At 70.1% G+C, this 22,441-nt stretch carries 19 protein-coding genes and 2 pseudogenes; 17 read left to right on the top strand and 4 right to left on the bottom strand.

Annotated features, from left to right (window positions below; all coding sequences use genetic code 11):
- The first annotated feature begins 15 nt into the window (after positions 1 to 15).
- From ACTWQH_RS00920 to ACTWQH_RS00905, 4 genes are all read left to right on the top strand, one after another.
- A complete protein-coding gene (locus tag ACTWQH_RS00920; RefSeq protein WP_443284309.1) occupies positions 16 to 771 on the top strand; it encodes a DUF4255 domain-containing protein in 756 nt (251 codons plus the stop codon).
- The gene (locus ACTWQH_RS00915; protein WP_443284308.1) at positions 768 to 2,858 is read left to right on the top strand and encodes an ATP-binding protein; all 2,091 of its coding nucleotides are present in this window, start codon (positions 768 to 770) and stop codon (positions 2,856 to 2,858) included. The genes ACTWQH_RS00920 and ACTWQH_RS00915 overlap by 4 nt, the downstream gene beginning before the upstream one ends.
- A 229-nt stretch (positions 2,859 to 3,087) precedes the next feature.
- Positions 3,088 to 3,987 carry a lysozyme gene (locus ACTWQH_RS00910; RefSeq protein ID WP_443284307.1) on the top strand — a complete coding sequence of 300 codons (900 nt, stop codon included), beginning with the start codon at positions 3,088 to 3,090 and terminating at the stop codon, positions 3,985 to 3,987.
- Positions 3,988 to 4,086: 99 nt separating this feature from the next.
- On the top strand, positions 4,087 to 4,773 hold the full coding sequence (locus ACTWQH_RS00905) for a peptidoglycan recognition protein family protein (RefSeq protein WP_443284306.1): 687 nt from the start codon (positions 4,087 to 4,089) through the stop codon (positions 4,771 to 4,773).
- Between the two features lie 253 nt (positions 4,774 to 5,026).
- Here ACTWQH_RS00905 and ACTWQH_RS00900 read toward each other — a convergent pair whose 3' ends face one another.
- A complete protein-coding gene (locus ACTWQH_RS00900) occupies positions 5,027 to 5,647 on the bottom strand; it encodes an MBL fold metallo-hydrolase (RefSeq protein WP_443284305.1) in 621 nt (206 codons plus the stop codon).
- 37 nt (positions 5,648 to 5,684) lie between these two features.
- Here ACTWQH_RS00900 and ACTWQH_RS00895 point away from each other — a divergent pair, with 37 nt between their 5' ends.
- Positions 5,685 to 6,614: a type IV toxin-antitoxin system AbiEi family antitoxin domain-containing protein gene (locus ACTWQH_RS00895; RefSeq protein ID WP_443284304.1), complete on the top strand. Its 930-nt coding sequence runs from the start codon at positions 5,685 to 5,687 to the stop codon at positions 6,612 to 6,614.
- Between the two features lie 80 nt (positions 6,615 to 6,694).
- On the opposite strand, the gene ACTWQH_RS00890 is transcribed toward ACTWQH_RS00895, so the two are convergent.
- Positions 6,695 to 8,170 (bottom strand): ATP-binding protein, encoded by a 1,476-nt coding sequence (locus ACTWQH_RS00890; protein ID WP_443284303.1) that lies wholly within the window; start codon positions 8,168 to 8,170, stop codon positions 6,695 to 6,697.
- A 99-nt stretch (positions 8,171 to 8,269) separates the two neighbouring features.
- Positions 8,270 to 8,674: pseudogene (locus tag ACTWQH_RS00885) on the bottom strand (saccharopine dehydrogenase); the annotation flags it as partial.
- Positions 8,675 to 8,680: 6 nt separating this feature from the next.
- On the opposite strand from ACTWQH_RS00885, the pseudogene ACTWQH_RS00880 reads away from it, so the two are divergent.
- The 4 genes and pseudogenes from ACTWQH_RS00880 to ACTWQH_RS00865 form a co-directional block, all read left to right on the top strand.
- Positions 8,681 to 9,075: pseudogene (locus ACTWQH_RS00880) on the top strand (helix-turn-helix domain-containing protein); the annotation flags it as partial.
- A gap of 103 nt (positions 9,076 to 9,178) precedes the next feature.
- A complete protein-coding gene (locus ACTWQH_RS00875) occupies positions 9,179 to 9,448 on the top strand; it encodes a hypothetical protein (RefSeq protein WP_443284302.1) in 270 nt (89 codons plus the stop codon).
- A complete protein-coding gene (locus tag ACTWQH_RS00870) occupies positions 9,445 to 9,849 on the top strand; it encodes a hypothetical protein (RefSeq protein ID WP_443284301.1) in 405 nt (134 codons plus the stop codon). Before ACTWQH_RS00875 ends, ACTWQH_RS00870 begins: the two co-directional genes overlap by 4 nt.
- Positions 9,850 to 9,983: 134 nt before the next feature.
- Positions 9,984 to 10,319 (top strand): ATP-binding protein, encoded by a 336-nt coding sequence (locus ACTWQH_RS00865; RefSeq protein ID WP_443284445.1) that lies wholly within the window; start codon positions 9,984 to 9,986, stop codon positions 10,317 to 10,319.
- 952 nt (positions 10,320 to 11,271) lie between these two features.
- Here the strand turns inward: ACTWQH_RS00865 and ACTWQH_RS00860 are convergent.
- Positions 11,272 to 14,544, bottom strand: a complete 3,273-nt coding sequence (locus tag ACTWQH_RS00860; RefSeq protein WP_443284300.1) for a phage tail protein — start codon at positions 14,542 to 14,544, stop codon at positions 11,272 to 11,274.
- Between the two features lie 394 nt (positions 14,545 to 14,938).
- Here ACTWQH_RS00860 and ACTWQH_RS00855 point away from each other — a divergent pair, with 394 nt between their 5' ends.
- The 8 genes from ACTWQH_RS00855 (at position 14,939) to ACTWQH_RS00820 (ending at position 22,375) form a co-directional block, all read left to right on the top strand.
- On the top strand, positions 14,939 to 16,498 hold the full coding sequence (locus ACTWQH_RS00855) for a phage tail sheath subtilisin-like domain-containing protein (protein WP_443284299.1): 1,560 nt from the start codon (positions 14,939 to 14,941) through the stop codon (positions 16,496 to 16,498).
- Positions 16,499 to 16,544: 46 nt separating this feature from the next.
- The gene (locus tag ACTWQH_RS00850) at positions 16,545 to 16,991 is read left to right on the top strand and encodes a phage tail protein (RefSeq protein WP_443284298.1); all 447 of its coding nucleotides are present in this window, start codon (positions 16,545 to 16,547) and stop codon (positions 16,989 to 16,991) included.
- Positions 16,991 to 17,458 carry a hypothetical protein gene (locus tag ACTWQH_RS00845; protein ID WP_443284297.1) on the top strand — a complete coding sequence of 156 codons (468 nt, stop codon included), beginning with the start codon at positions 16,991 to 16,993 and terminating at the stop codon, positions 17,456 to 17,458. The genes ACTWQH_RS00850 and ACTWQH_RS00845 overlap by 1 nt, the downstream gene beginning before the upstream one ends.
- Positions 17,455 to 17,604, top strand: a complete 150-nt coding sequence (locus tag ACTWQH_RS00840; RefSeq protein WP_443284296.1) for a DUF6760 family protein — start codon at positions 17,455 to 17,457, stop codon at positions 17,602 to 17,604. Before ACTWQH_RS00845 ends, ACTWQH_RS00840 begins: the two co-directional genes overlap by 4 nt.
- A gap of 101 nt (positions 17,605 to 17,705) precedes the next feature.
- Positions 17,706 to 19,250 carry a hypothetical protein gene (locus tag ACTWQH_RS00835; protein WP_443284295.1) on the top strand — a complete coding sequence of 515 codons (1,545 nt, stop codon included), beginning with the start codon at positions 17,706 to 17,708 and terminating at the stop codon, positions 19,248 to 19,250.
- 40 nt (positions 19,251 to 19,290) lie between these two features.
- The gene (locus ACTWQH_RS00830) at positions 19,291 to 19,725 is read left to right on the top strand and encodes a phage tail protein (RefSeq protein ID WP_443284294.1); all 435 of its coding nucleotides are present in this window, start codon (positions 19,291 to 19,293) and stop codon (positions 19,723 to 19,725) included.
- 3 nt (positions 19,726 to 19,728) lie between these two features.
- The gene (locus ACTWQH_RS00825) at positions 19,729 to 20,493 is read left to right on the top strand and encodes a CIS tube protein (protein WP_443284293.1); all 765 of its coding nucleotides are present in this window, start codon (positions 19,729 to 19,731) and stop codon (positions 20,491 to 20,493) included.
- A 16-nt stretch (positions 20,494 to 20,509) separates the two neighbouring features.
- The gene (locus tag ACTWQH_RS00820; RefSeq protein ID WP_443284292.1) at positions 20,510 to 22,375 is read left to right on the top strand and encodes a VgrG-related protein; all 1,866 of its coding nucleotides are present in this window, start codon (positions 20,510 to 20,512) and stop codon (positions 22,373 to 22,375) included.
- The last annotated feature ends 66 nt before the right edge of the window (positions 22,376 to 22,441 follow it).

Below are 22,441 nucleotides of genomic sequence, written 5' to 3'. Positions count from 1 at the left end.
GCGGGAGATCCACGCATGATCCACGAGGTCGACGAGGTGCTGCGCACCCTCTTCCGCACCGACGCGCTGGCGGGCTCCCCGGTCAGCGTCGTCTTCGACGCCCCGACCCGCGAGTGGGCCGCCACCGTCAACGCCCCCACCGTCAACCTCTACCTCTACGACATCCGCGAGGACATGCGCCGCCGCGAGCGCGGCCTGTACAACGAGTACGACGAAGAGGGCTCGGTCGTCTCCCGGCGCCGGCCGCCGCGCTACTTCAAGCTCTCGTACCTCATCACGGCCTGGACCAAGCGCCCCGAGGACGAGCACCGGCTGCTGTCCTCATTGCTGACCTGCCTGCTGCGCTACGAGGCCCTGCCTCCCGAGCGCCTCACCGGCCAGCTCGCCGACGCCGTCGTGCCCGTCCCGCTCACCATCGCGCTGCCGCCACCCGAGGACCGGTCCTTCGCCGATGTCTGGAGCGCGCTCGGCGGCGAGCTGAAGCCCTCCCTCGACCTGGTGGTCAGCGTGCCCCTCACCGAGTCGCCGGTCTACACCGCCGGCCCGCCGGTCGGCGACGACGGCCTCCGCCTCGGCTTCTCCGGCCTGGCCCCGGCCGCGGAGCCCGCCCCGACCGGCGGCCGCGGCCGGCCCGTCTACGGCAGGCTCCCCGACGTCCCGACCCCGGCCTCCCGCCGGAGGGCCCGCGCCACGGCCCGGCGCACCGCCGCCGCCCGCCCCGGCATCGCCTCCCGCATCGCCGAGGAACAGCGGGAAGAAACGACCGAATGACCGACCCGAGCCTGCGTCACCTCCTCGACCGCGCCATCCTCGTCGAACGCCGCGTGCGCCGCGCCGTCCACGCCCGGCAGCAGAACGACCCGGCGCCCGAGGACCCCTTCCGCGGCCTGTACCTGAGCGACGAGACGATCACGCGTCTCCTCGACGCCGGCCGCCCCACCGCCGCCCCCGACCCGGCCGACGCCGAACACCTCGCCCGGGCCGAGGAGAACGCCGCCGCGCAGCCCACGCCCACCCGCCTGAACGCCCTCACCCGCGGCTTCTCCCTCACCGCGCTCGACACGGAGATCCTCCTCATCTCCCTCGTCCCGGACCTCGACGACCGCTTCGAGCAGTTCTACGGCTACCTCAACGACGACGTGACCCGCCGCCGCCCCACCATCGGGCTGGCGCTCGGCCTGTGCGCCCTCTCCCCCGCCGACGCCGGCGCCCGCGCCCGCCTCGCCGCCGACTCCCCCCTGCGCGCCGGCGGCCTGCTGCTCGTCGAGGACGCCGAACGCCCCTTCCTGGCGCGCTCCCTCCGCGTCCCCGACCGCGTCACCGCCCACCTCCTCGGCGACGACACGCCCGCCCCCCGCGTCACCGAGCTCCTCACACCCCCTCAGCGCCTGCTCCACCTGCCCCACCTGCCCGAGGCGGGCGTCGGCGACCCGGCGCCGCTGGCCCGCTCGCTCGCGGGCGGCGTGCCGCTGGCGTACCTTCACGAGGACCAGGGCGGCGCCGGCACCGCGCTGGCGGCCGCCGCGCTCGCCCACGCCGGGCGGGGCGTGATCGGCGTGGACCTCGCCCGCCTGGCCCGCGACCCGCAGCCCGCCGAGGCCGTGCGCGTGCTGGCCCGCGAGGCCCGCCTGACCGACGCCGGGCTGGTGTGCGGCCCGATCGACGCCCTCCTGCCCGACAGGCCCGAGGTGCTCCGCGCCCTCACCGCCCTGGCCCCGCCGACCGTCCTTGTCGGCCGCGTCCCCTGGGACGCCACCTGGTCGGCCCGCTCCCCGCTCCTCCTGCACGCCCCGCGCGTCGAGCCCGCCGCCCGCGCCGCGCTGTGGCGCGAGACGTACGACGGCTGCGACGGCCCGGCCCCGCCGCCCGGCCACCCCGAGGTCGTCGGCCTGCTGGCGCCCTTTCTCCTGACGCCCGACCAGATCACCCGTGCCGCCCGCGCCGCCGCGCAGGCCGCCACCCTGGACGGCGGCCCGCTGCGCGGCGACCACGTGCGCGCCGGCGCCCGCGCCCAGAACGCCGCCGGCCTGGACCGCCTCGCCCGCCGCATCGAACCGGCGGTCGGCTGGCCCGACCTGGTGCTGCCGCCCGGCTCCCTGGCGCAGCTCCGCGAGCTGGCCGCGCGCGCCCGCCACCGCGACCGCGTCCTCGGCGCGTGGGGCATGCGCCCGGGCGGCGGCCGGGGCCGGGGCGTCACCGCCCTGTTCGCCGGCGACTCGGGCACCGGCAAGACCATGTCCGCCGAGGTCATCGCCGCCGACCTGGGGCTCGACCTCTACACCGTCGACCTGGCGACGGTCATCGACAAGTACGTCGGCGAGACCGAGAAGAACCTGGAGCGGATCTTCTCCGAGGCCGCCGGGATCAACGGCGTTCTCCTCTTCGACGAGGCGGACGCCATCTTCGGCAAGCGCTCGGAGGTCAGGGACGCCCACGACCGGTACGCCAACGTCGAGAGCGCCTACCTGCTGCAGCGCATGGAGACCTTCGACGGCCTGGCCATCCTCGCCACCAACCTCCGCGCCAACCTCGACGACGCCTTCACCCGCCGCCTCGACCTCGTCATCGACTTCCCGCTCCCCGACGCCGACCACCGCCGCGTCCTCTGGGACCGCTGCCTCGGCCCGCTCCTCCCCCGCGCCGACGACCTCGACCTCGACTTCTGCGCATCCTCCTTCGAACTGGCCGGCGGCAACATCCGCTCCATCGCCGTCACGGCGGCCTACCTCGCGGCCGCCTCCGGCCGCCCGGTCACCATGGCCGACCTCATCCACGCCGTGCAGCGCGAGTACCAGAAGCTGGGCCGCCTCACCCTGGCCTCGGAGTTCGGCCCGTACACGGAGCTGCTCCAGGCGTGAAACTTCTCGCCGATTTACGCGCGTAACCGCAGGTCGGACAGTCCTTCACTGGACCAGACCTCAGAGGTCACCCGGAACACCTTTACGCCGTAAGGATTCGTATGCATCACTTATGACGCGCGTTGATTGTGACGCGACCACGTCAATCTTCACCTCAACAACCGTCGACCACCTGACGACGTCAGCGATCCCCTCCCCACACCCCTGATGAGCCAGGAGGTAGCCCGTCATGCGGTTACTCAGCCGCCGCCCCCTCAGACCCCGTTGGCGCAGCGCCGCCCTCGCCGCCGCCGTCGGCGCCATCCTCGCGCTGGTGGCCCCCACGCTCAGCACCACGGCGAGCGCCGCTCCCCCCGCGTCACCCACCGTCGGAAGCCTTGAACCGGGCGAGGCCTACATGGGCGTGGGCCTCCAGATCGAGCAGGGCCTGGCTCCGGAGGGCGACGCCCCCCTGGACCTGTCCCGCGTGACACCGCGCCAGAGCAGCGTGCCGGGCATCGACATCTCGCACTGGCAGGGCTCGATCAACTGGACCTCGGTGCGGAACGCCGGCATCCAGTTCGCCTGGATGAAGGCGACCGAGGGCACCTCGTACAAGGACCCGAGCTTCAACACCAACTACCCGGCGGCGCACGGCGCCGGAGTGATCCGCGGCGCCTACCACTTCGCCCGTCCCGACGTCTCCAGCGGTGCCACCCAGGCCGACTACTTCGCCTCCAACGGCGGCGCGTGGTCGGCCGACAACCTGACACTGCCGGGCGTGCTGGACATCGAGGCCAACCCGTACGGGTCGACGTGCTACGGCCTGTCGACCTCGTCGATGCGCTCCTGGATCATGGACTTCTACAACACCTACAAGGCGCGCACCGGCCGGGACATGGTCATCTACACCAGCCCCAGCTGGTGGAACACCTGCACCGGCAGCTGGAGCGGCATGGCCTCCCTGAGCCCGCTGTGGGTGGCGCACTGGACCACCGGCAGCCCGACCCTCCCGGGCGGCTTCTCGGTCTGGACGGTGTGGCAGTACACCAGCTCCGGCTCGGTCAGCGGCATCTCCGGCAACGTCGACCAGAACTGGTTCAACGGCTCGCGTGACCGCCTGTTGGCCCTGGCCAACAACACTCCGTAACTCCGCGCTCGTTTGCTCCTGGGGTGGGGCCGGCGCGTGCCCGCGGCGGCCCCACCCGCCTTTCCCGTCCTCCTCCCTCGTCCCCCCAGAGGAGTCATCGTGCTCAACGCGCACTCGATCCGCCGTCGCCTCCTGCTGGCCGGCACCGCGGGCCTCGCCACCGCTGCCGCCCTCCCGGCCGCCGCCAAGGCCGCGAACCCCTCGCGGCCCGCCGAGTCCGCGTCGCTCGTCGAGCCGGACATCGACAGCTGCGAGGAGTGGAACGCCCGGCCACCGTCGGGCAGCATCAGCATCCTGCAGACCCCGCCGAACAAGATCATCGTGCACCACACGGTCAGCGAGAACACCAGCGACTTCTCCCGGGAGCAGGCCCACGCCCACGCGCGCTGGGTGCAGGACCTCCACATGGACGACAACGGCTGGTCCGACACCGGCTACCACTTCGTCAACTCCCGGGGCGGCTGGATCACCGAGGGGCGCCACGACAGCCTGGCCACCCTGACGGCGGGCAACGGCCTGGTGCTCGGCGCCCACACCTCCGGCCAGGGCCAGAACTACGAGGCCATCGGCATCTCCAACGAGGGCGCCTACCACGACGGCGCCGTCCCGCCGGACGCGCAGTGGGAGACGCTGGTGCTGATGTGCGCGTACGTGTGCGTGCAGTACGCCATCCCGGCGACCGAGATCTACGGCCACATGGACTTCGACGCCACGCAGTGCCCGGGGATCTTCCACGAGATGCTGCCGCAGCTGCGCGACGAGGTCGCGACCGCGATCGGCGGCTGAGCGGGCCTCGGTCCGGCCGGCCCAGCCGCTCGGCCGGGGACGTCGTTCAGCGGCACGCCCCAGGGCGAGCCGTTGCCCCGGTACTGGCACCACCGGCCGTCGTCGTCGCGGAACACGACGGGGTCGATGGCCTGGCCGCCGCCGTCCGGGTTGGCCGCGATCAGCCGCTGTAGCTTCATGTTTCGCCGCCCCCGGACGCGAGGCAATGCCGCCTGCCGGACATGACCGTTCTCGCGTCTCCCCCGGCGCGAGCTCATAGCACGTACGACCGCCCCTCCCTCCCCCACTCCCCCACGTCCGGCGCGAGCCCCGCATCCATGGCGCGGATGCTGGGCCGCCCGATGTGGGCGTACACGACCCGCCGCACGCCGCGCCGCGCGGCCTGCTCGCCCACCTCCCGCACGCTGGCGTGGCCGCCGACGCCGCCACGGAAGCGGATGGGCCGCGTCCAGGACGACGCATCGGCGAACATCAGGTCCGCCCCCGCTGCCCACCCCGGAAACTCCCAGAACTCCGGCGCCCACACCGCCACCCGGCCGTCGCGCTCGATCCGGTACCCGTACGCCGGATGGCTGGTGTGCACCACCGGGTGCACGCTGACCCGCACCCCGCCCCGCGCCACGTCCAGATCTCGCACGCGCGGCTCCAGCCCCCGCTCCCCCGCCATGCGCCGCAGCTCCGACCGCAGCTCCGCGCGCTCGTCCGTCACCAGCCACGCGACCAGCCGCCGGGGCGGGTCCGCACCGGGCCCGCCGTCGAACGCCACGGCCCGCCCGCCGTACCGCAGCAGCAGCCCGGCGGGCGCGAACCGGGGCGAGTTCATCGCCCCGACCCCGAGCAGCCGCAGCCTGGCTCTCTCCGTTCCTCTCCTCACCCGCTCCAGTGTCAGAGCCCACGCCGACACTGACCCCATGACACTCCGCAACGATCCGCTACACCATGTGCGCGCCATCGTCGCCCGCCAGGACGGCGTGATGACGGCCGCTCAACTTCACGACGCCGGAGTCGGACGCGGCACCATTCGCGGCATGGTGCGCTCAGGCGCCTGGACACGCCTGTTCCAGGGCGCGTACTGGGTACGCCATCACCCTCGAGGCCCATCCCTCCGCGCCCAGGTGCGCGCCGTGCTCCTCATGGCCGGCCCGAACCTCGTGGCAGCCGGCCCAACCGCCGCCCGCCTCCTGGGCATCCAGGGCCTCCCCCACGACCCCACCCTCCACTTCGCCGCCCCGTACGCCCACGAGGTCCGCAACCGACCCGGCGTTCGCGTCCACCGCACCGTCCTTCGACCCGAGGCCCGCACGGTCCTGCGCGGCATCCCCCTCACCACTCCCGCCCGCACCTGCGCCGACCTCCTCCTTGCCCTCCCCCGCGAGGAAGCCGTCAGCACCCTGGACTCCGCCCTGCACCAGGCCCTTCTCACTGCAGCCGACCGCCCGGCCGTCCTCTCCCACCTCGCCGGCCGCCGGGGCGCCCCGCGGGCCCGCGCGTGGATGCGCCTGGCCGACCATCGCGCCGAGTCCCCGTTAGAGACCCGCATCCGTCTCATCTGCCAGGACGGCGGCCTGCCGCCACCCGTCCTCCAGTGGCCCGTCTGCGACCCGGACCACGCCTGCGGCTACCGCCTCGACCTCGCCTGGCCCACCCACCTGGTCGCCATCGAAGCCGACGGCCGCACTCCCCACGCCACCCCGCACGCCCTCTACCACGACCGCACCCGCCAAAACCGCCTGGCCACCCTCCTCCCCGGCCTCACCCTCCTCCGCTTCACCTGGGCCGACGCCCACGCCCCCGAGGAATCCATCCTGACCCCGCTCCGCCAGGCCCTCCGCGTTCCATGATCCCGACGACTGCGACGGAATGGCTCGCTTGGCGGCGAATGCGGTGCGAAACGTCGCAGTGGTGCGGCCGTGGAGCCAGATCAGTCGCCGCCGTAGAGCCGCTGCAGACCAACGAGCTGGACCCCCGGGTCGCGGTCGGCCACGCCCCTCACCTCATCGGTGAAGCCCGCGCCGCTGAAGCAGAGCAGGCGTGTTCGCGCGGCGCCCTCCCCCTGGCGCGCGCGCAGCAGCTCCCGGACGTGCTCCAGCCGGCGAAGGTGCCCGATGCCCATCACGTCGTTCCACTTCACTTCCCCGATCGCCAGCAGCGACTCGCGGTCGTCCTGATCCCTCCCAAAGACCACGACGTCAAGCTCATGGCTGGTCTTCGCCGCCGGGTCGGAGACAACGCCCGACTCCACACGCGTACGCCGCCCGCCGAGGGTGTCGGAGCCGGCGTGCCAACGGGTCCAGCTGCGGCAGACCTGCTCGAAGTGCGGCCCGACGACCTTGCTGTGAAACGTCGCCTGCGACCGCTGCCAGACTTCCGCTCCCTGCCCGGGGCGTTCCAGATCACTCCACTCCGGCCGCATCAGCGCGTGATAGAAGGTCAGGATCGGCTCGGCGATGTGGTACGCGGAGCGCTTGCCGTGGAACGCGTCGGGCTCGCGGACGATCATGCCGGTGTCCTCCAGCACAGTGAGAGCATGCCCGAGGTCCGTCGACTTGCGCTCCAGATAGCCCGCGATGCCGCCCCGCGTATGGTTGCCCTGGGCGATGGCCGCGAGTACGCCGTGATACAGCGCGGTGTCATGCAGGTCTGGCTCCTCGGCCAGCAGGAACCTGGCCTCCCGGAAGAGCGGCCGCCCCGGGTTCAGCACGTTCCGCAGCACCCACGGCCCGAAGTCATCCACATCCTTCGGTCTGTCTCCCAGGACGAACTCGCGCCCATAGGCGGGCGTCCCACCCACGACGGCGTTCACCAGCAGCGCGAGACGCGGATCCGTGATGCCCCAGAACGCCGCGGCCAGCCGGTAGTCCAGCGTCGGCACGATCAGCTCAAGGCTCGCACGCCCCCTCAGCGGCGCAGTCCCGCCCAGCAACCCGCCCATGAAGGACAACGCCGAGCCGCACAGCAGCAGCCGCACCGGCCCGACCTCGCGTCGCGCCTGCGGCCCCAGCGCGCGCTGGAGCAGCGAAGGCAACTCAGGAGAGGCCTTCGCCAGAAACGGGAACTCATCCAGCACCGCCACCACCGGCCGCCCGCCAGGAGCCGCAACGCCCATGAGCACCGTGACAGCCTCGTCCCAGTGCGTGAAGCGATACGGCACGCTCCGCTCCTCGAACCGCGCCAGTGCGGCCCCGAACTGCCGTAGCGACTCGGCCTCGGTCGCCTCACTCGCAGCGAAGAAGAACCCCCCTGTCTCCCGGCACAACGCGTCGAGCAGGAACGTCTTCCCCTGGCGCCGCCGCCCGGAGACGACCCCCAGCGTCGCCTCCGAGCCCTCGTACGAGGCGAATCTCACCAGCTCCGACCACTCGAAGTCCCGGTCGAACATCTCCGTGGGCTTGTCCACCGCACACCTCCGAGGCAATTATAGACTGACCTATAATTGCCTCGTTTATCATTGCGCCCACGCCCGGGACCATGGCACGGACAGCCAGGTCCCTGCCCGCTACTGAGGCAGTTCGAGGGACATGTACCCCCGGACAGCGCGCGGGAAGTCGGGTGCGTCGAAGATCTCGCCAGCGGAGGCGACACCGACCGTCCTGGTCCGGCCCGTGAGGATGCGGTCGACCGCCTCCACCACGAGCGGCGCGGCGACAGCGTAAATGTCCTGGCCCCTCGCCACAGCGCGCCGCTCAGCGTCACCGGAGCGCACGACCACGTCGACGAGGAAGGTCTGCGCGGACCGCCCGCGCTCGTCGACCGCGGCCGGCGTCGGCGTGTCCGGGGCCGACAAGTCCCTGGCCGCCTCGACCGTCATGTAGGTGCGCACTTCAGGAATGGACAGGTGGCTGGGGATGGTGACGACATCGGCCATCGTGAACCCTCCGATGACGGCGCGGGTGCCGCCTGGTCGTGCCCACAGCACCGGGCGGGCAGCCAGGCCCAGTTCGTCACACCCCGGTGCCTACCTGGGACGACCACTCGCTCGCCGCGCTGCTTCCCTGAGTGACCGAACGGTTGGATCAGCCGCTGACCGTCGAAGACCTGGCGCGCCAAGCGAGGATGAGCTCCCGCAAGCTGGGCCGCCACTTCAGAGCGGCGACCGGCACCACTCCGCTGCAGTGGCTGCTGACGCAGCGGATCCGCCGCGCCCAGGAGTTGCTGGAGACCACCGACCACGGTGTCGACGCCATCGCGACAGCCACCGGTTTGGGCACCGCCACGACCCTGCGCCGCCACTTCGACCGCACCGTCGGCGTGCCCCCGGACACCTACCGCCGCACCTGCCACTCGCGGTCCCAGCCGGCGTGAGCGACGGCCGGCAAGACCCTCAGCATGGGAGCGGTGCGTAACACCGCACCGGACCGTGAACTGGCTGCCAGAGTCCAGATTCGGGGGAAGTATGATTCCCAGTATGAGCATGAAGAGGGTAACCGTCACCATCCCGGAAGAACTCCTGAGCTCGATCCGTGAGCGCATCGGAGAACGCGAGCTGTCGGCGTATGTCACAGAGGCTCTTGTGCACCAAGATCGCATCGACCGACTCGGTGAACTGTCCGACTGGCTCCAAGAGGAGTACGGCGCCGTCACAGACGAGGAACTCGCAGAGGCCCGCCGCGTCCGCGAGGCCGCCCAGTCCCGCATCGCCGCACAGATCGCCGCATCGCGCCAGGACGCAGCGTGACCGAATTGCTTGTCTACGTCTTCGACTGCGAGGCACTCTCCAGGGCGGTGAGGGGCGATCGAATGATCACCTCACTCATCGAGGACGCGCGGCGCGAGGGGATTCCCATCGTCGTCACACCACTGACCATCGTCGAAGCCGATGACGGCCGCATCCAGTGGGCCCGCTGGAACTGGATCACCTCGCGACTGGTGGTCCATCCCCTTGGCCTGGACCAGGCCCGATCGGCCCAGCAACTCCGCCGGGCCTCTGGGATGCACGGCCACAAGTACGTGATCGACACCTTCCTCGCGGTTGCCGCACTCGATCAGCGGAGCGCCGTGATCGTCTTCACCTCGGACGTGGATGACCTGTCCAAGCTGCTCGCCGACCATCCGCAGGTGACGATTCAGGGTATCTGACAGCGCATCATGCGAGCTGCTCGCCGGAGGGCACTCCTCGATCCGCGGTCAGGCACTGGTCAGTTCGCTTGCTCGTTCCATGAAGCCAGCCATGTGACCGGCTCACCTACACCCCGTTCGCCCGCAGCGTCAGCCTGGCCCGGCGCCGCTCGGCGCGGCTCGTCGGCGAATGGGGCTACCCGGACCTCGCCGGAGATGTCGAGCTCGTCGTCAGTGAGTTGACGAGCAATGCGCTGCTGCACGGCTCCGTCCAAGACCGCCTGTTCCGGGTCCACCTGAAGCTGACGACGGCGGTGCTGCGCATCGAGGTCACCGACGCACGCGCCGAGTGCCTCCCGATACAGCGAACCCCAGCAGACGACGATCAGTTCGGCCGGGGCATGACGCTGATCGGCGCGCTCACAGCGCGCTGGGGTGTCGAGCCATGCGTGGTCGGCAAGACTGTCTGGGCCGAGTTGGATCTGTCATGAGGGGAAAATGACGGCCGGTCCAGATCCGTCCGATAGGCGTCCGCTTCCTTAAGAAGAGGATGCGATGTTGGTGAGGCCACGGTGGATTGTCCAGGGAGGCTAGGTTCTTCGGCGCCTGATTTTCGTGAAGGAACGTCATCTTGGCGCGCCCGTCCGAACCGGATCCCCAACTGCCGAAGGGAAGAGCCCTTGGAAGGGGTTCCCACGGCAAGATCGTCCAGAACACCAGAGGCTTCACGTTGAGCTCCTATAACCTCGCTCGATGTCCGACACCCGACTACTGGTCGCCCATGCTGGAAGATTGGTTCCCCGAAGGAACTGTGGCCACAATCCTTCTGCCGATTATGCTGCGCTGGTTCTGCGAGGTCACGTGTCCCAAATTTGACTTGGGACGCCGAAATCTCCGGTCCGTCGAAATCGGCAGTGGCGTGTGGCGCTCCAGCAAGGCTAGACGCTTCGCCGATAACTGCGACCAGCGGCCAAGATCGGCCGGTTGGAACGGCTAGCCAATTATGAGTCGACCGTAATCATCGGGCCGACAGCACGTGGCTGTGGGCGAGCCATCATGTCATCCCTGAGGCCTAGCGACCCTAATCCAGCCCTCATCCCCTCTCTCCACATACGTATCTTCGAATTCGGATACCAGCTTCGCGATCAAGTCGCTAACACCCTCAGAACTTAGTCCATCCATTTCCGCAAGGAGAAGTTCGAGCAGCTTATCCAGTTGACCACGAATGAATGTGGACAAATGGATTTGATACCCGGAGTTTCGATATACAATCAGCAGGTTCACCGTCTCATTGTCGCTGTGATACGACAGATAGAGGGACAAGTCATGAGACCGCGAAGAGTATTCGCAATATTCGAACTTGGAACTCTGCACCTCCTTCCAATTGCAGCTTTCAAGCTTCGCAACGAAGAATTTCCAATCTCTCATATATTTTTCCTCGCACTACGAGATCCTGCGACGCACATTCTCTCTCATATTGCTGATAATTGCTACCAACTCTGCATTGCGAGAACGAATTAGCTTCTGGATTCTTTCTTGCACATCCGGAGGAAGATCCGAGTAATCTGGGATCACGTCATCATAGTTATTCACGACCGACAAACGTATCCCGGGACGCCAAAGCTCACGCAACCCTTCCAGCCCTGGTCCTTGTTGATTATTTGGCTTGTAAAGCCCAACGGCTCCGACATCAACAAAGAGCCTCCATCCTATTCCATGTGCGTGATTCTGTTTCCGTGCTATTTCTCCAGCGCAGAGCGAACACGGACTTCTAGTCACCTCTATTACGAGATCCAGCTCTCTGGGTAGATTCACCCTCCTCCTTCCCTCCATAGCATTAATTCGCTCTGCCCTGATATTTTTGAACATTTTGTCATACTGATGCAGAACGCGGCTTTCTGCATGGATTCCCTTGTCCCCCGGCCGAGGACTTATAGCCTCACCGGGCTCTGGCTGCCCACTTGGATGTCTGCCAAGAGGATGGAGCACCCCATTATATCCAAGCTTCCCCACTGCGACCGTTGGGATCGAATTCCAAAGTTTGAGATCATCAGCCTCCAACTGCTCACTAACGTTCGATGCTGGAGGTATCAGATCTCCAATCTCTGCCTCGTGCTCTCGTGTTTCCGGACTCGCGGTTACGTATACAGCAAATCCCCCGGGCTTGCTGTCAACGGGCTCCACTCTAAGAGCAGCGAGGCCGTCCTTCTTTCGGCTCAAGAAGAGTGACTGCAGCTTCGGCACAACCTCTTCAGACGGGATACCGTCGGGAAGGCCTCTTACCAGATCTCTTCTCACGAGCTCGCGAACACGAGTCGATTTTTCACCGTCTTGCGACTTGGCGGGACCATCAGGCTGGCTAGATGAAATTCGCTCCCTCTTCGACTTTGACAACTTCGCCCATAGCTGCTTTCCGGCGTTGACGATCTTGGTGATGATCTTGTCGATGGCGCGGTTGACGGGGCGGGAGAGTTTCTGGAAGACGGATTTGACCTTGTTGGCCAGGCCGCCGACGCCGATGAGGGCGGCGAGGAAGCCGATGAGGAGTGGGATGGAGTTGGCCAGGGCCTGTTCGATGAGTTGAGGGGCGCCGCCGGTGTCGCCGTTGGCGATGGCTATGACGGCGTCGAGGACGGAGTTGACGAACTCCAGGATCTGGGCGCCTTGGGTGACGATGAAGGTGACGATGTCGATGATGCCCTTGACCGCCCGGATGAAGGCTGAGGCGGGGGTGAGCAGGGACATGATCCAGGTGATGCCCGCGATGATGACGGTGGGGATCAGGTAGGACTTCAGGTCGTCCAGTATTTGCTGCTTCAGGTCTCCGGTGTCCTGCTTGATTTCTTCGACGGCGCCGGAGGGGCCCTCCTTGGCCAGGGCCTGGGCGACGGGGACGGATGCCTCGACGGCTTCCATGGCCTGTTCGGGGACGCCCTTGCGGACGATCTTGGCGCGGATGTTGTCCCATGTCAGGCCGAGGAGGGAGGCGATGAGCTGGATGATGCCCTTGAGGTCGAACTTCGAGGGGATCTCGATGCCGGATTTGACGGCGGTGCCCAGGAGCCACGAGACCAGGCCGGTCTGGAGGTGCGTGGTGATGTTGGAGATGAAGTTCTGCAGGCCCTGGCCGATGCCGCGGACGAGGTTGCCGAGGAAGCCGATGGGGTCCTTGATGATCTTCATCACGGCGGAGGCGGCCTTGGCAAGGATGTTCAGGAGGAGGTTTTTGAGCTCGAGGATGGTCTGGATGACTCCGACAACGGCGTCGATGGCCTTCTGGACCAGGCCCTTGTTGGCTTCCTGGAGCTTCTTGATCTCCTCGTCGACGGCGTTGAGGGCCTCGGTGTACTTCTGGGCGAGGGTCTGGACGAGTTCCTGGGACTTGTCGTTGACCTGGGACTCGAGGTCGTCGAACTGTGAGGTGAAGTCGGCGGCGGCCTCCTGGCCGAACTGCTTCAGGTCGGCGGGGAGCTTGTCGACCTCGGCCTTGAGTTCGTTGCGGCCTTGGGCGATGCGGTCCTTGGCCTTGCCCAGCTCCCGGCCGATGGTGTCGGCGATGCCGGAGATGACGCCCTGCATCTTGTTGACGTAGAGCCTGCGGGAGTGCTGGTAGATCTGGTTGGCCTCCTCGGGCATCCCGAGGAGCTTGTCCTTGGCCCACTTGGCCGGGCCGAAGAAGCCGCCGTAGCGCTCGTCCTTGTACTCCTTCATCCGGCGTTCGTGGTCGGCGGTGAAGGCGTCGCGGGCGGTCTTTTCGCCGGCCGTGAACTGGTCGTCGACGAGTTTGTCCAGGCCGTTGAGGGTGTTCTCGACGTCCTTCTTCGTGGCGTCGAAGACGCTCTGGAGCTTGGCGGTGACCTCCTCGCGGCGTTTCTCGTCCTTGGACTTGGTTTCGCCCTTGCCGCTGTCGACCTGCTTCCCGGCCTGCTGGCGCGTCTGGGTGAGCTGGTTCATGGCCTGCGCGCCCTCTTCGGCGGCGGCGGCCTTGGTCTGGGCCAGCTGGGCGTCCTCGGCCGAGCGGGCCTGGGTGGGGGCCTTGGCCGAGTGGTCCTCTGCGGACTTCTTGGAGGACAGGGCCTCGTTGAAGGATGGTTCGTTGCCCTTGGCGAGTTGTTCCTCGGTGACCTCCGCGTCCGCCATTTTCTGGTTGGTCTCGGCAGGGCCCTCGGAGAAGTCGGTGACCTCGGGCGGCTGCTTCTCCGGGGTCGCGTCCTGGGCGTTGGGCGCGCCGGGGTTGGCGGGTGGCTGGTCCGCCTCCATGGGCGTGACCTGCTTCTCCTTCGCCTGGGAGGTGTCGGGCGGGGCCCCGGTGGTGGTGGCGATGTCCTCGGCTGAGGACTCCTTGCCGTCGGAGACCTTGCCGTCGACGGACTGCTTGATCTCGTCGGCCTTGCCGGAGTCGGAGAAGTTGTCGGCCTCTTCGAGGTTCTTTGGGGCCTGCTTGTCGATGGCCTCGTTGACGGCGGCGATGAAGGCGGCCTTGTCGAACTCGCCAGGCTTGGCCTCGTTCATCTTCTCGGCGTTGGCGGCCTTGCCCTGGGCCTCGATGTCGTCGGGGGGCGCGACGGCGGCGTCCTGGGCGGCGCGAGATTCGGTGGCGGGGGGATTGTGCGTGGCGAGCTTGGTCTTCTTGGTGGTGACGTCCTGCTGGACCTTCCGGAAGCCCGGCGCCTGGGAGGGGGGCGGCTTGACCGGCTCGGTGTAGCGCTGGACCACCAGGCGGGAGACGGCGGCGTTGCCGGCGGAACGTTGGAGGGCCGTGAGGTTGCCGGGCGTCAGGCCCCGCGCGGGAGCGGGGGCCGGCGCCGGCTGCGGCGGCGCGGCGGACGGGGAGGACCGGGCCGGGTGTGGGCGGTCCCTGGGGGCGGAGGGCCTGTCTGGGGTGGCCTTCATCGCATCACCCCGCCCCGCACACGCTCGAACGCCCGGCCACGTCCGTCAGGATGCGTGCGGGCGGAGATCGTTCGCGCCGGGAACGGGGAATCAGGCCGGGCACACCCACGTGCCCCATCGGGCAGCACGCTCTGTACACCGGTGCGGCCGATCGCTCTTCCTGGGGTTACGGGCGCGCGGCGAGAATCGCTGACGTTTCCCGGTCGAGGAGAGTGGCATGCCGCAGTATCTGTCCCCGGGTGTCTACATCGAGGAGATGGAATCCGGGTCGCGGCCGATCGAAGGGGTGGGGACCTCCGTCGCCGCCTTCATCGGGTTCGCGCAGCAGGGGCCGTTCAACGAGCCGACGCTGATCACCAACTGGACGCAGTTCCAGACGGTCTTCGGCGACTTCGTCGAGGGGACGTACCTCGCCTCGTCGGTGTATGGCTTCTTCGCCAACGGGGGTGGCGTCTGTTACGTCGTGCGCATCGGCGCCGACGAGGGCAGCGGCGGCGGGGTCGAGAGCCTGGGCCACCACGGCACCGGCTCGGCGGCCGCGCAGCTCGGGCCGTACACCGTGCGGGCGCTGCCCGGGGTCACCGGCGAGATCTCCGTCGAGGTGACGGAGCCGGACGGTGAGGACGCGCCACCGGAGTCGTTCAATCTCCTCGTCAGACGGGGTGGGGAGATCGCCGAGACGTACGAGGGCGTGACGACGCGGCGCAGCAAGGACAACGCCGTGACGCGGGTGAAGGCCCAGTCGCAGCTCATCGGCCTCGAAGGCGCGAGCAGAGGCGCGGCGCCCGACCGGCCGGAGGCGCAGTCGGTGACGCTGGCCGGGGCCTCGCCCGCCGCCGCCGGCGGCCCGGCGGGGCTGCCCGCGACGCTCTCGGCGGAGGCGTACGTCGGCGACCCCGATCAGCGGACCGGCTTCGGCGGTCTGGAGGCCGTCGAAGAGGTCACGATGGTCGCGGCGCCTGATCTCATGAGCGCCTACGAGCGTGGGGCGCTGGATCTGGAGACGGTGGTCTCCGTGCAGCAGGGATTGATCACGCACTGTGAGGCGATGGGGGACCGGATCGCGATCCTCGATCCGCCGCCGGGGCTCAGCCCGCAGCAGGCGCGCGCCTGGCGGCAGGAGACGACGGGGTTCGACTCGAAGTACGCCGCGATGTACTACCCGTGGCTGCGGATCTTCGACCCGTCGGTGGGAAGGAACGCCTTCGTGCCGCCCAGTGGGCACGTCGCCGGGATCTGGGCGCGCAACGACGAGACGCGCGGCGTGCACAAGGCGCCGGCGAACGAGGTGGTGCGGGGCGCGATCGGGCTGCAGACGCAGCTCACGAAGGGCGAGCACGACCTGCTGAATCCCATCGGGCTGAACTGCGTGCGCGCCTTCCCCGGGCGCGGCATCAGGGTGTGGGGGGCGCGGACGCTGTCGGGCGACCCGGCCTGGCGTTATCTCAATGTCCGGCGCCTCTTCAACTACCTGGAGGAGTCGATCCTGGCGGGCACCCAGTGGGTGGTGTTCGAGCCGAACGACGACGCGCTGTGGGCCCGCATCCGCCGTACGGTCTCGGCGTTCCTCACCAACGAGTGGCGCAAGGGCTCGCTGTTCGGGCTCACCCCGGACGAGGCGTTCTACGTCAAGTGCGACCGCGAGACGAACCCGCCGGAGAGCATCGACGCCGGTCAGGTGATCTGCGAGGTGGGCGTCGCCCCGGTCAAGCCGGCGGAGTTCGTGGTGTTCCGGCTCGCGCAGCTCTCGGCGGGCACCAGCGCCGTCGACGAATGACGAGTCGACGAGTCGACGAGTGACCGACTGAGACAAGGAGAGTGGCATGCCGCTGCCAGAGCTCGACAGTTCCGTCGGGCATTCCTTCGGCCTGGAGTTCGACAGCGTGCTCATACGGCAGATCACCGAGGTGAGCGGGCTGAAGATGGAACAGGACGTCATCGAGCTGAAGCAGAACACCGCCGACGGCAAGTTCGCCATCAAGAAGCTGCCTGGGCGGCCCAAGGCGGGCGAGGTCACGGTGACGCGCGGCCTGACCGAGGACAGCAGCTTCGAGCGGTGGATCAGGGACTCGCGGTTCGGGCAGATGACGAACGCCCGCCGCAACGGCTCGATCATCGTCTACGACTTCGAGGGCATCCCGATCAAGCGGTACAAGCTGATCAACGCCTGGCCCAAGTCGCTGGAGATCAGCACGCTGAAGGCGGGCGACACCTCCGTGCTCACCGAGAAGCTGGCGATCACGTACGAGAGCATGGAAGTCGAGTTCTGATGCGGCGGGCGATTTCGGGGTCCGCGGCGACCGCGACCGCCACTGCCACCGCTCCCCCGCCGGAGCCGGAGCCGCTGCGGACGGAGTTCGCCTTCGAGCTGCCGCGCGGGTACGTGGACGGCTCGGGCACGGTGCACCGCGACGGCGTGATGCGGCTGGCGACGGCGCGGGACGAGCTGGTGCCGCTGCGGGACGACCGGGTGCGGGAGAACTCGGCGTACCTGTCGGTGGTGCTGATCTCGCGCGTGATCACCCGGCTGGGCACGATCGAGGACGTGCACCCGGGGGTCGTCGAGGACCTCTTCGCGTCCGATCTGGCGTTTCTGCAGGACTTCTACCGGCGGATCAACGCCGAGGGGCACACGCGCGCGTCGGTCACCTGCCCGGCGTGCAAGGAGAGCTTCGCGGTGGACCTGTCCGGTGGCGGCGCTGGCGGCGGCGGCGGTGGTCGCCTGGGGGAATCATGACGTACGCGGCCGACCGGATCCACGAGGAGGTCGCGTACCTCGCCTACCACTTCCACTGGTCGCTGGACGAGATCCTCGACCTTGAGCACGCCGACCGGCTGCGGTACGTGGAGCAGATCGGGCGGCTGAACGGGGCGCGGCGCTGATGGGGTTGCTGTCCTGGTTCGGTGGGCGACGGCGCGGGGCGGCGGCGCCGTCGCCCGGGCCTGGGACCGGGCCCGGCCCGAGGCCAGCGGGGTGGCGGGAGGTGCCGCCGCTGCAGCGCACGGTCGGGGACCTGGATCTGGTGGTCGATCCCGACGGGTTCCGGGGGTCGCTGGGGACCTGGCAGAACGCGTCGCTGACCGGGGTTCTGGGGCACGTGGTCAGTCCGGAGGCGCCGTCCGGGCTGGTGCACGGGGTTGCCGAGCCCAGCCGGGATCCGGAGCCGGTTCCCCATGAGGGGCCGCCCGCCACGCGTCACTTTCCCGCGCCCGGGAGGGGCGGCGTGCCGGAGCCTCCGGCGGCCGTTCCGGTGCAGCGGGTGGCTGCGGCGGAGCCGCTGACGCGGGTCAGGCCGCTGACCTCGGCGTCTCCGCCGCAGACGCGGCTGCAACGCCAGCTCACGCCGGTGGGGACCGATGACGTCGTGTCGCCTGAGTCGCCGCCGCGCGCTCCCGTCGTGCCTGGGGCAGACGACAGGAGCGAGGGGCGTGGGCCAGTGCAGCGGGCGGCCGCCGCCGAGGGCGGCGAACCGGCCAGGCCGCCGCGCGTCTTCGGGCTGGGCCGGCCGCTCAGCGAACTGCCGCCCACCGCGCAGCGCGAGCCCGCCGCGCGCGCCGATGTCCCGTCGCCCTTCCCTCCTGGGCCCGCGCCCGAACCGGAGGCGGAGCCGGCACAGGAGTCCGGGCCCGGGGAAGAGGCGCCGTCGCGGCCGCTGCTCGGCGAGGACCCGCTGACCGTTCCGGAGGCGCCGACGCCGCCCGAGCCGGCGGTCCGCCATGCCCCTGTCCCCCTGCAACGCCTCCCGGCCGCCACCGACGAGCGCACCGGCCCGGTGCCCGCGCCCACCGGGCCGGTGGTCCCGCTCGTCGCGCAGCGGTCGGTGCCGCTGTTCTCCTCACCGGAGCAGCCCTCGTCGTCACCGCCCGAACCCGAGGCGGGGCCGAGGGTGGTGCCGGTGCGGTGGGAGGCCCCCGCCGCTCCCCCTGCGCCCGGGCCAGGACCGGGAGCGGGGCCGACGGCCGCAACGCCGGTGCAGCGGGCGGCCGTTCAGGCCGTTCCCGAGGACGCCACGGTTCTGGACAGCCGTCCGCCGTCCGGCCCGCGCCGCCTCGCTTCCCCGCCCGCGCCCCCGCCCGCGCCCGTGCAGCGTGCGACGCCCGGCCCGGCGTACGCCCGGCCCGCCCCCTCCGGTGGCCTGGTGGACGCGGGGGCGGTGGCCGTGGCCGCCGGGGTGGCGCAGCGCATGCCGGACGGCTCGGTGGTGTTCCACACCCCGGCTGCGATGCCGGCTCCGGCGCCGACCCTGCAGCGGCAGGACGAGACGGACGCCGCCCCGGAGCCGATGCCCGAGCCGCCGGGCGCGGAGTCCACGGCCGGGATGGGCGACCCGGCGGAGGCCGCCGCCTCCACGGCCCCGGCCCCCGAGCAGGCAGGCGGTGGCGCCGACGGCGCGGGCGGACAGTCCGGCACCCCGGCGGTCAGCGACGAGATGGTCCGCGCGCTGTACGCGCCGCTCAGCCGGATGCTCCGCGCGGAGCTGCGGCTGGAGCGCGAACGCGCCGGGTTCCTGATCAACACCAGGCACTGACAGGCACCGAGAGCGAGAGTGAGAGCGAGAGGAGCACGGCATGGCGGTCACCGATGATGATCCGGCGGTCAGCGTCTGCTTCGTCGTCACCATCGACGGGATCGAGCTGGGCTCGTTCAACAAGTGCGAGGGCCTGGGCTGCGAGGTGGTGCTGGAGCAGCGCGAGGAGGGCGGCAACAACGGGCACCTGTGGCAGCTGCCCACCCGCCTGAAGTACTCCAACGTCAAGCTCTCCCGCCCCCTCACCCGCGACACCGAGAAGGTGGCGAAGTGGTTCGCGAGCATGACCACCGGCTTCACCCGCAAGACCGCGCACATCGAGGCCCGCACCGGCGACGGCCGGAAGGTGGCGCAGTGGGGGCTGCTGGAGGTGGTGCCGGTGCGCTGGACCGGGCCGTCGTTCGACCCGAGCACCCCCAAGGTGGCGATCGAGACGATCGAGATCGCCCACCACGGCTACGTGATGGAGGGCTGAGCGGTGACCTCACCCGTGGCGTTCACCGCCGCCGGGAGCGGTGGCCCGGCGGCGCCGGGCGGCGGCGGGGCGGCGGCCCGGCCGAAGCTGGAGCACGCGTATCTGGAGCTGCGGACCCCGCCCGCCGGCGGCAGCCTGACGCCGGGCGCGCCGTGCGGGCGGATCGACTTCCAGTTCAACCCCAAGGAGGTGAGCCTGACCAAGGCGGCGCAGTGGAAGCGCAGCACCGCCAAGGGCGCCAAGAGCGCGGGCCCGCCCGAGTACCAGGGGCCGCAGCCCAGCAAGCTGACGGTGGAGATGTTCTTCGACGCCAGCGACACGCAGGACTCCAGCGTGGTGACGGCGGTCGAGCGGCTCCTGGCGTGCTGCGTGCCGACGTCCGAGAGCCGCCAGCAGCAGCGCTCGTCCCCGCCCTGGGTGGTGTTCCACTGGGGCGGGCTGACCGGCTTTCCCGGCTACGTCGCCCAGGTGCAGGCCAAGTACACCCTCTTCACCACCTCCGGGGTGCCGATCCGCGCGACCTGCGCGGTGACGGTGGAGGAGATCAGCGGGGAGACGCCGGCCCAGAACCCGACCTCCGGCACGCTCCACGCGCGCCGCGTCCACCGCGTTCAGGCCGGGGACACGCTGCCGCACCTGGCGTGGCGGGAGTACGGCGACCCGGCGGCGTGGCGGGTGATCGCCGAGACCAACGGCATCGACGACCCGATGCGGCTGGCGCAGGGCCGGGAGCTGCTGCTGCCCGCGCTCGACGAGCTGGGCCGCTGAGGAGGGAGGGCGCCCCGTGGCAGGCGAGAGCGTAGCCAAGGCGCTGGTGGTGGAGTTCGCAGGCCGCCCGCTGCCGCCGGCGTTGGCGAACACGCTGGTGGAGGCGTACGTGGACGACAGCCGCACGCTGCCCGACCTGTTCGTGCTGCGCTTCCGCGACCCCAGCCGCACGCTGCTTCAGCAGGCGGGCGTCGCCATCGGCACCGAGGCGCGGCTGCTGGCCAGCGCCGACGGCGGGCCCTCGCCCCAGCCGCTGCTGACCGGCAGCGTCACCGCGCTGGAGGTGGAGATCGACGACACCGGCACGTTCACGGTCGTGCGTGGCCTGGACGACTCGCACCTGCTGTTCAGGGGCCGGCGGGTGGCGAGCTACCAGAACATGACGCTGACCGACATCTGCACCCAGGTGGCCCGGCGCGCCGGGCTGAAGCCGGGGCGCATGGACGTGGCCGGGCCGGTGCTGGAGCACGTGGCGCAGCCCAACATCAGCGACTGGGAGTTCCTGCGCGGGCTGGTGGAGGAGGCCGGGGCCCAGCTGTACGTGGCCGAGGGACGGGTGCACGTCGCCAAGCCGACGGAGGCGGGCACGGCGCCGGACACCTCCGCCCGCGCCCGGACCGACCCGCTGGTGCTGGAGATGGGCGACAACCTGCTGCGGTGCCGGGCCGGGGTGAGCGCCGCGGAGCAGGTCAGCACGGTGGAGGTGCGGGGCTGGGACCTGCGCACCAAGCAGCCGGTGATCGGCCGTGCCCAGGCCGGCACGGCTCCGACGCTGGAGCTGGGCACCACCCCGGCGGAGGTGACGGGCGCCTTCGGCGAGGCGGCGCTGGCGGTGACCGACGCGCCGTACGCCAGCCAGGCGGAGGTGGACCAGGCGGCCGAGGCGCTGGCCGCGCGGATCGCGGGCTCGTTCGCCGAGCTGGAGGCGGTGATCCGGGGCAACCCGTCGGTGCGGGCGGGCGGCGCGGTGACGTTGACCGGGGTGGGCGCGCCGTTCGAGGGCCGGTACACGGTCACCTCCTCGCGGCACGTCTTCGACCCGCTGCGCGGCTACGAGACGTGGCTCACCGTCTCCGGCCAGCAGGAGCGCTCGCTGTTCGGCCTGACGGCTGGCGGGGCCGGGGGCGTCGGGCGGCACGCCGGGCTGGCCAACGGCACGGTGACCGACACCAAGGACCCCGAGGGCCTGGGCCGGGTGAAGGTGCGCTTCCCGTGGCTGTCGGACGAGTACGCCAGCGACTGGGCCAGGACGGCGCAGGCGTCCGGCACCGGCGGCGGGGAGGCGTTCATCCCCGAGGTCGGCGACGAGGTGCTGGTCGGCTTCGAGCAGGGGCACCTGGACCGGCCGTACGTGCTGGCCGGGCTCTTCAACGGGCAGGACAAGCCGGGCGGCGGCGCGGGCGGGGGCGGCGCGCCGGGCGAGGAGGCGGTCGATCCGACGTCCGGCGCCGTCAACCGGCGGGCGCTGGCGTCCAAGGGCGGCAACAAGGTGGAGCTGCTGGACGCGGCGGGCGGGCCGCAGGGCGTGCGGCTGCGCACCGGCGACGGGAAGCTCACCATCTCCCTGGACCGCAACGCCACGGAGATCGTCGTCTCCAGCGACGGCACGGTGCGCATCGAGGCGGCCAAGCAGGTGTCGATCAGCGGCGAGGGCGTCGTGCTGGACGCCGGCGGCGGGTCGCTGGAGCTGACCGGGGACGCGGTGAAGCTGACCGCGCGCGGCGGCGTCGAGGTGGACGGCGGCAACGGCTCGCTGACGCTGAACACCGGCGGCTCGGTGGACGTCAAGGGCAACCAGGTGACGGTGAACGGCACGGCCCGCACCGAGGTCAGGAGCGGCAGCTCGCTCTCCGTCAACGCGCCTCTGGTGCAGATCAACTGAGTGGACGGACAGGACCGGACGGGACCGGACGGGACACGACCAGAGCGGACCAGAGCGGACCAGAGA

It is taken from the genome of Streptomyces sp. 6N223, assembly GCF_052246635.1.
Lineage (GTDB): Bacteria > Actinomycetota > Actinomycetes > Streptomycetales > Streptomycetaceae > Streptomyces.
The sequence above is the reverse complement of the archived record's forward strand: the minus strand, read 5'-3'. Positions and strand labels throughout refer to the sequence as shown.

Excerpts from the sequence above, each read along its gene's own strand:
- ACTWQH_RS00895 (WP_443284304.1), top strand. The coding sequence starts at position 5,685 with ATGACACTCCGCAACGATCCGCTACACCATGTGCGCGCCATCGTCGCC.
- ACTWQH_RS00910 (WP_443284307.1), top strand. The coding sequence starts at position 3,088 with ATGCGGTTACTCAGCCGCCGCCCCCTCAGACCCCGTTGGCGCAGCGCC.
- ACTWQH_RS00875 (WP_443284302.1), top strand. The coding sequence starts at position 9,179 with ATGAGCATGAAGAGGGTAACCGTCACCATCCCGGAAGAACTCCTGAGC.
- ACTWQH_RS00920 (WP_443284309.1), top strand. The coding sequence starts at position 16 with ATGATCCACGAGGTCGACGAGGTGCTGCGCACCCTCTTCCGCACCGAC.
- ACTWQH_RS00850 (WP_443284298.1), top strand. The coding sequence starts at position 16,545 with ATGCCGCTGCCAGAGCTCGACAGTTCCGTCGGGCATTCCTTCGGCCTG.
- ACTWQH_RS00830 (WP_443284294.1), top strand. The coding sequence starts at position 19,291 with ATGGCGGTCACCGATGATGATCCGGCGGTCAGCGTCTGCTTCGTCGTC.
- ACTWQH_RS00915 (WP_443284308.1), top strand. The coding sequence starts at position 768 with ATGACCGACCCGAGCCTGCGTCACCTCCTCGACCGCGCCATCCTCGTC.
- ACTWQH_RS00840 (WP_443284296.1), top strand. The coding sequence starts at position 17,455 with ATGACGTACGCGGCCGACCGGATCCACGAGGAGGTCGCGTACCTCGCC.
- ACTWQH_RS00845 (WP_443284297.1), top strand. The coding sequence starts at position 16,991 with ATGCGGCGGGCGATTTCGGGGTCCGCGGCGACCGCGACCGCCACTGCC.
- ACTWQH_RS00855 (WP_443284299.1), top strand. The coding sequence starts at position 14,939 with ATGCCGCAGTATCTGTCCCCGGGTGTCTACATCGAGGAGATGGAATCC.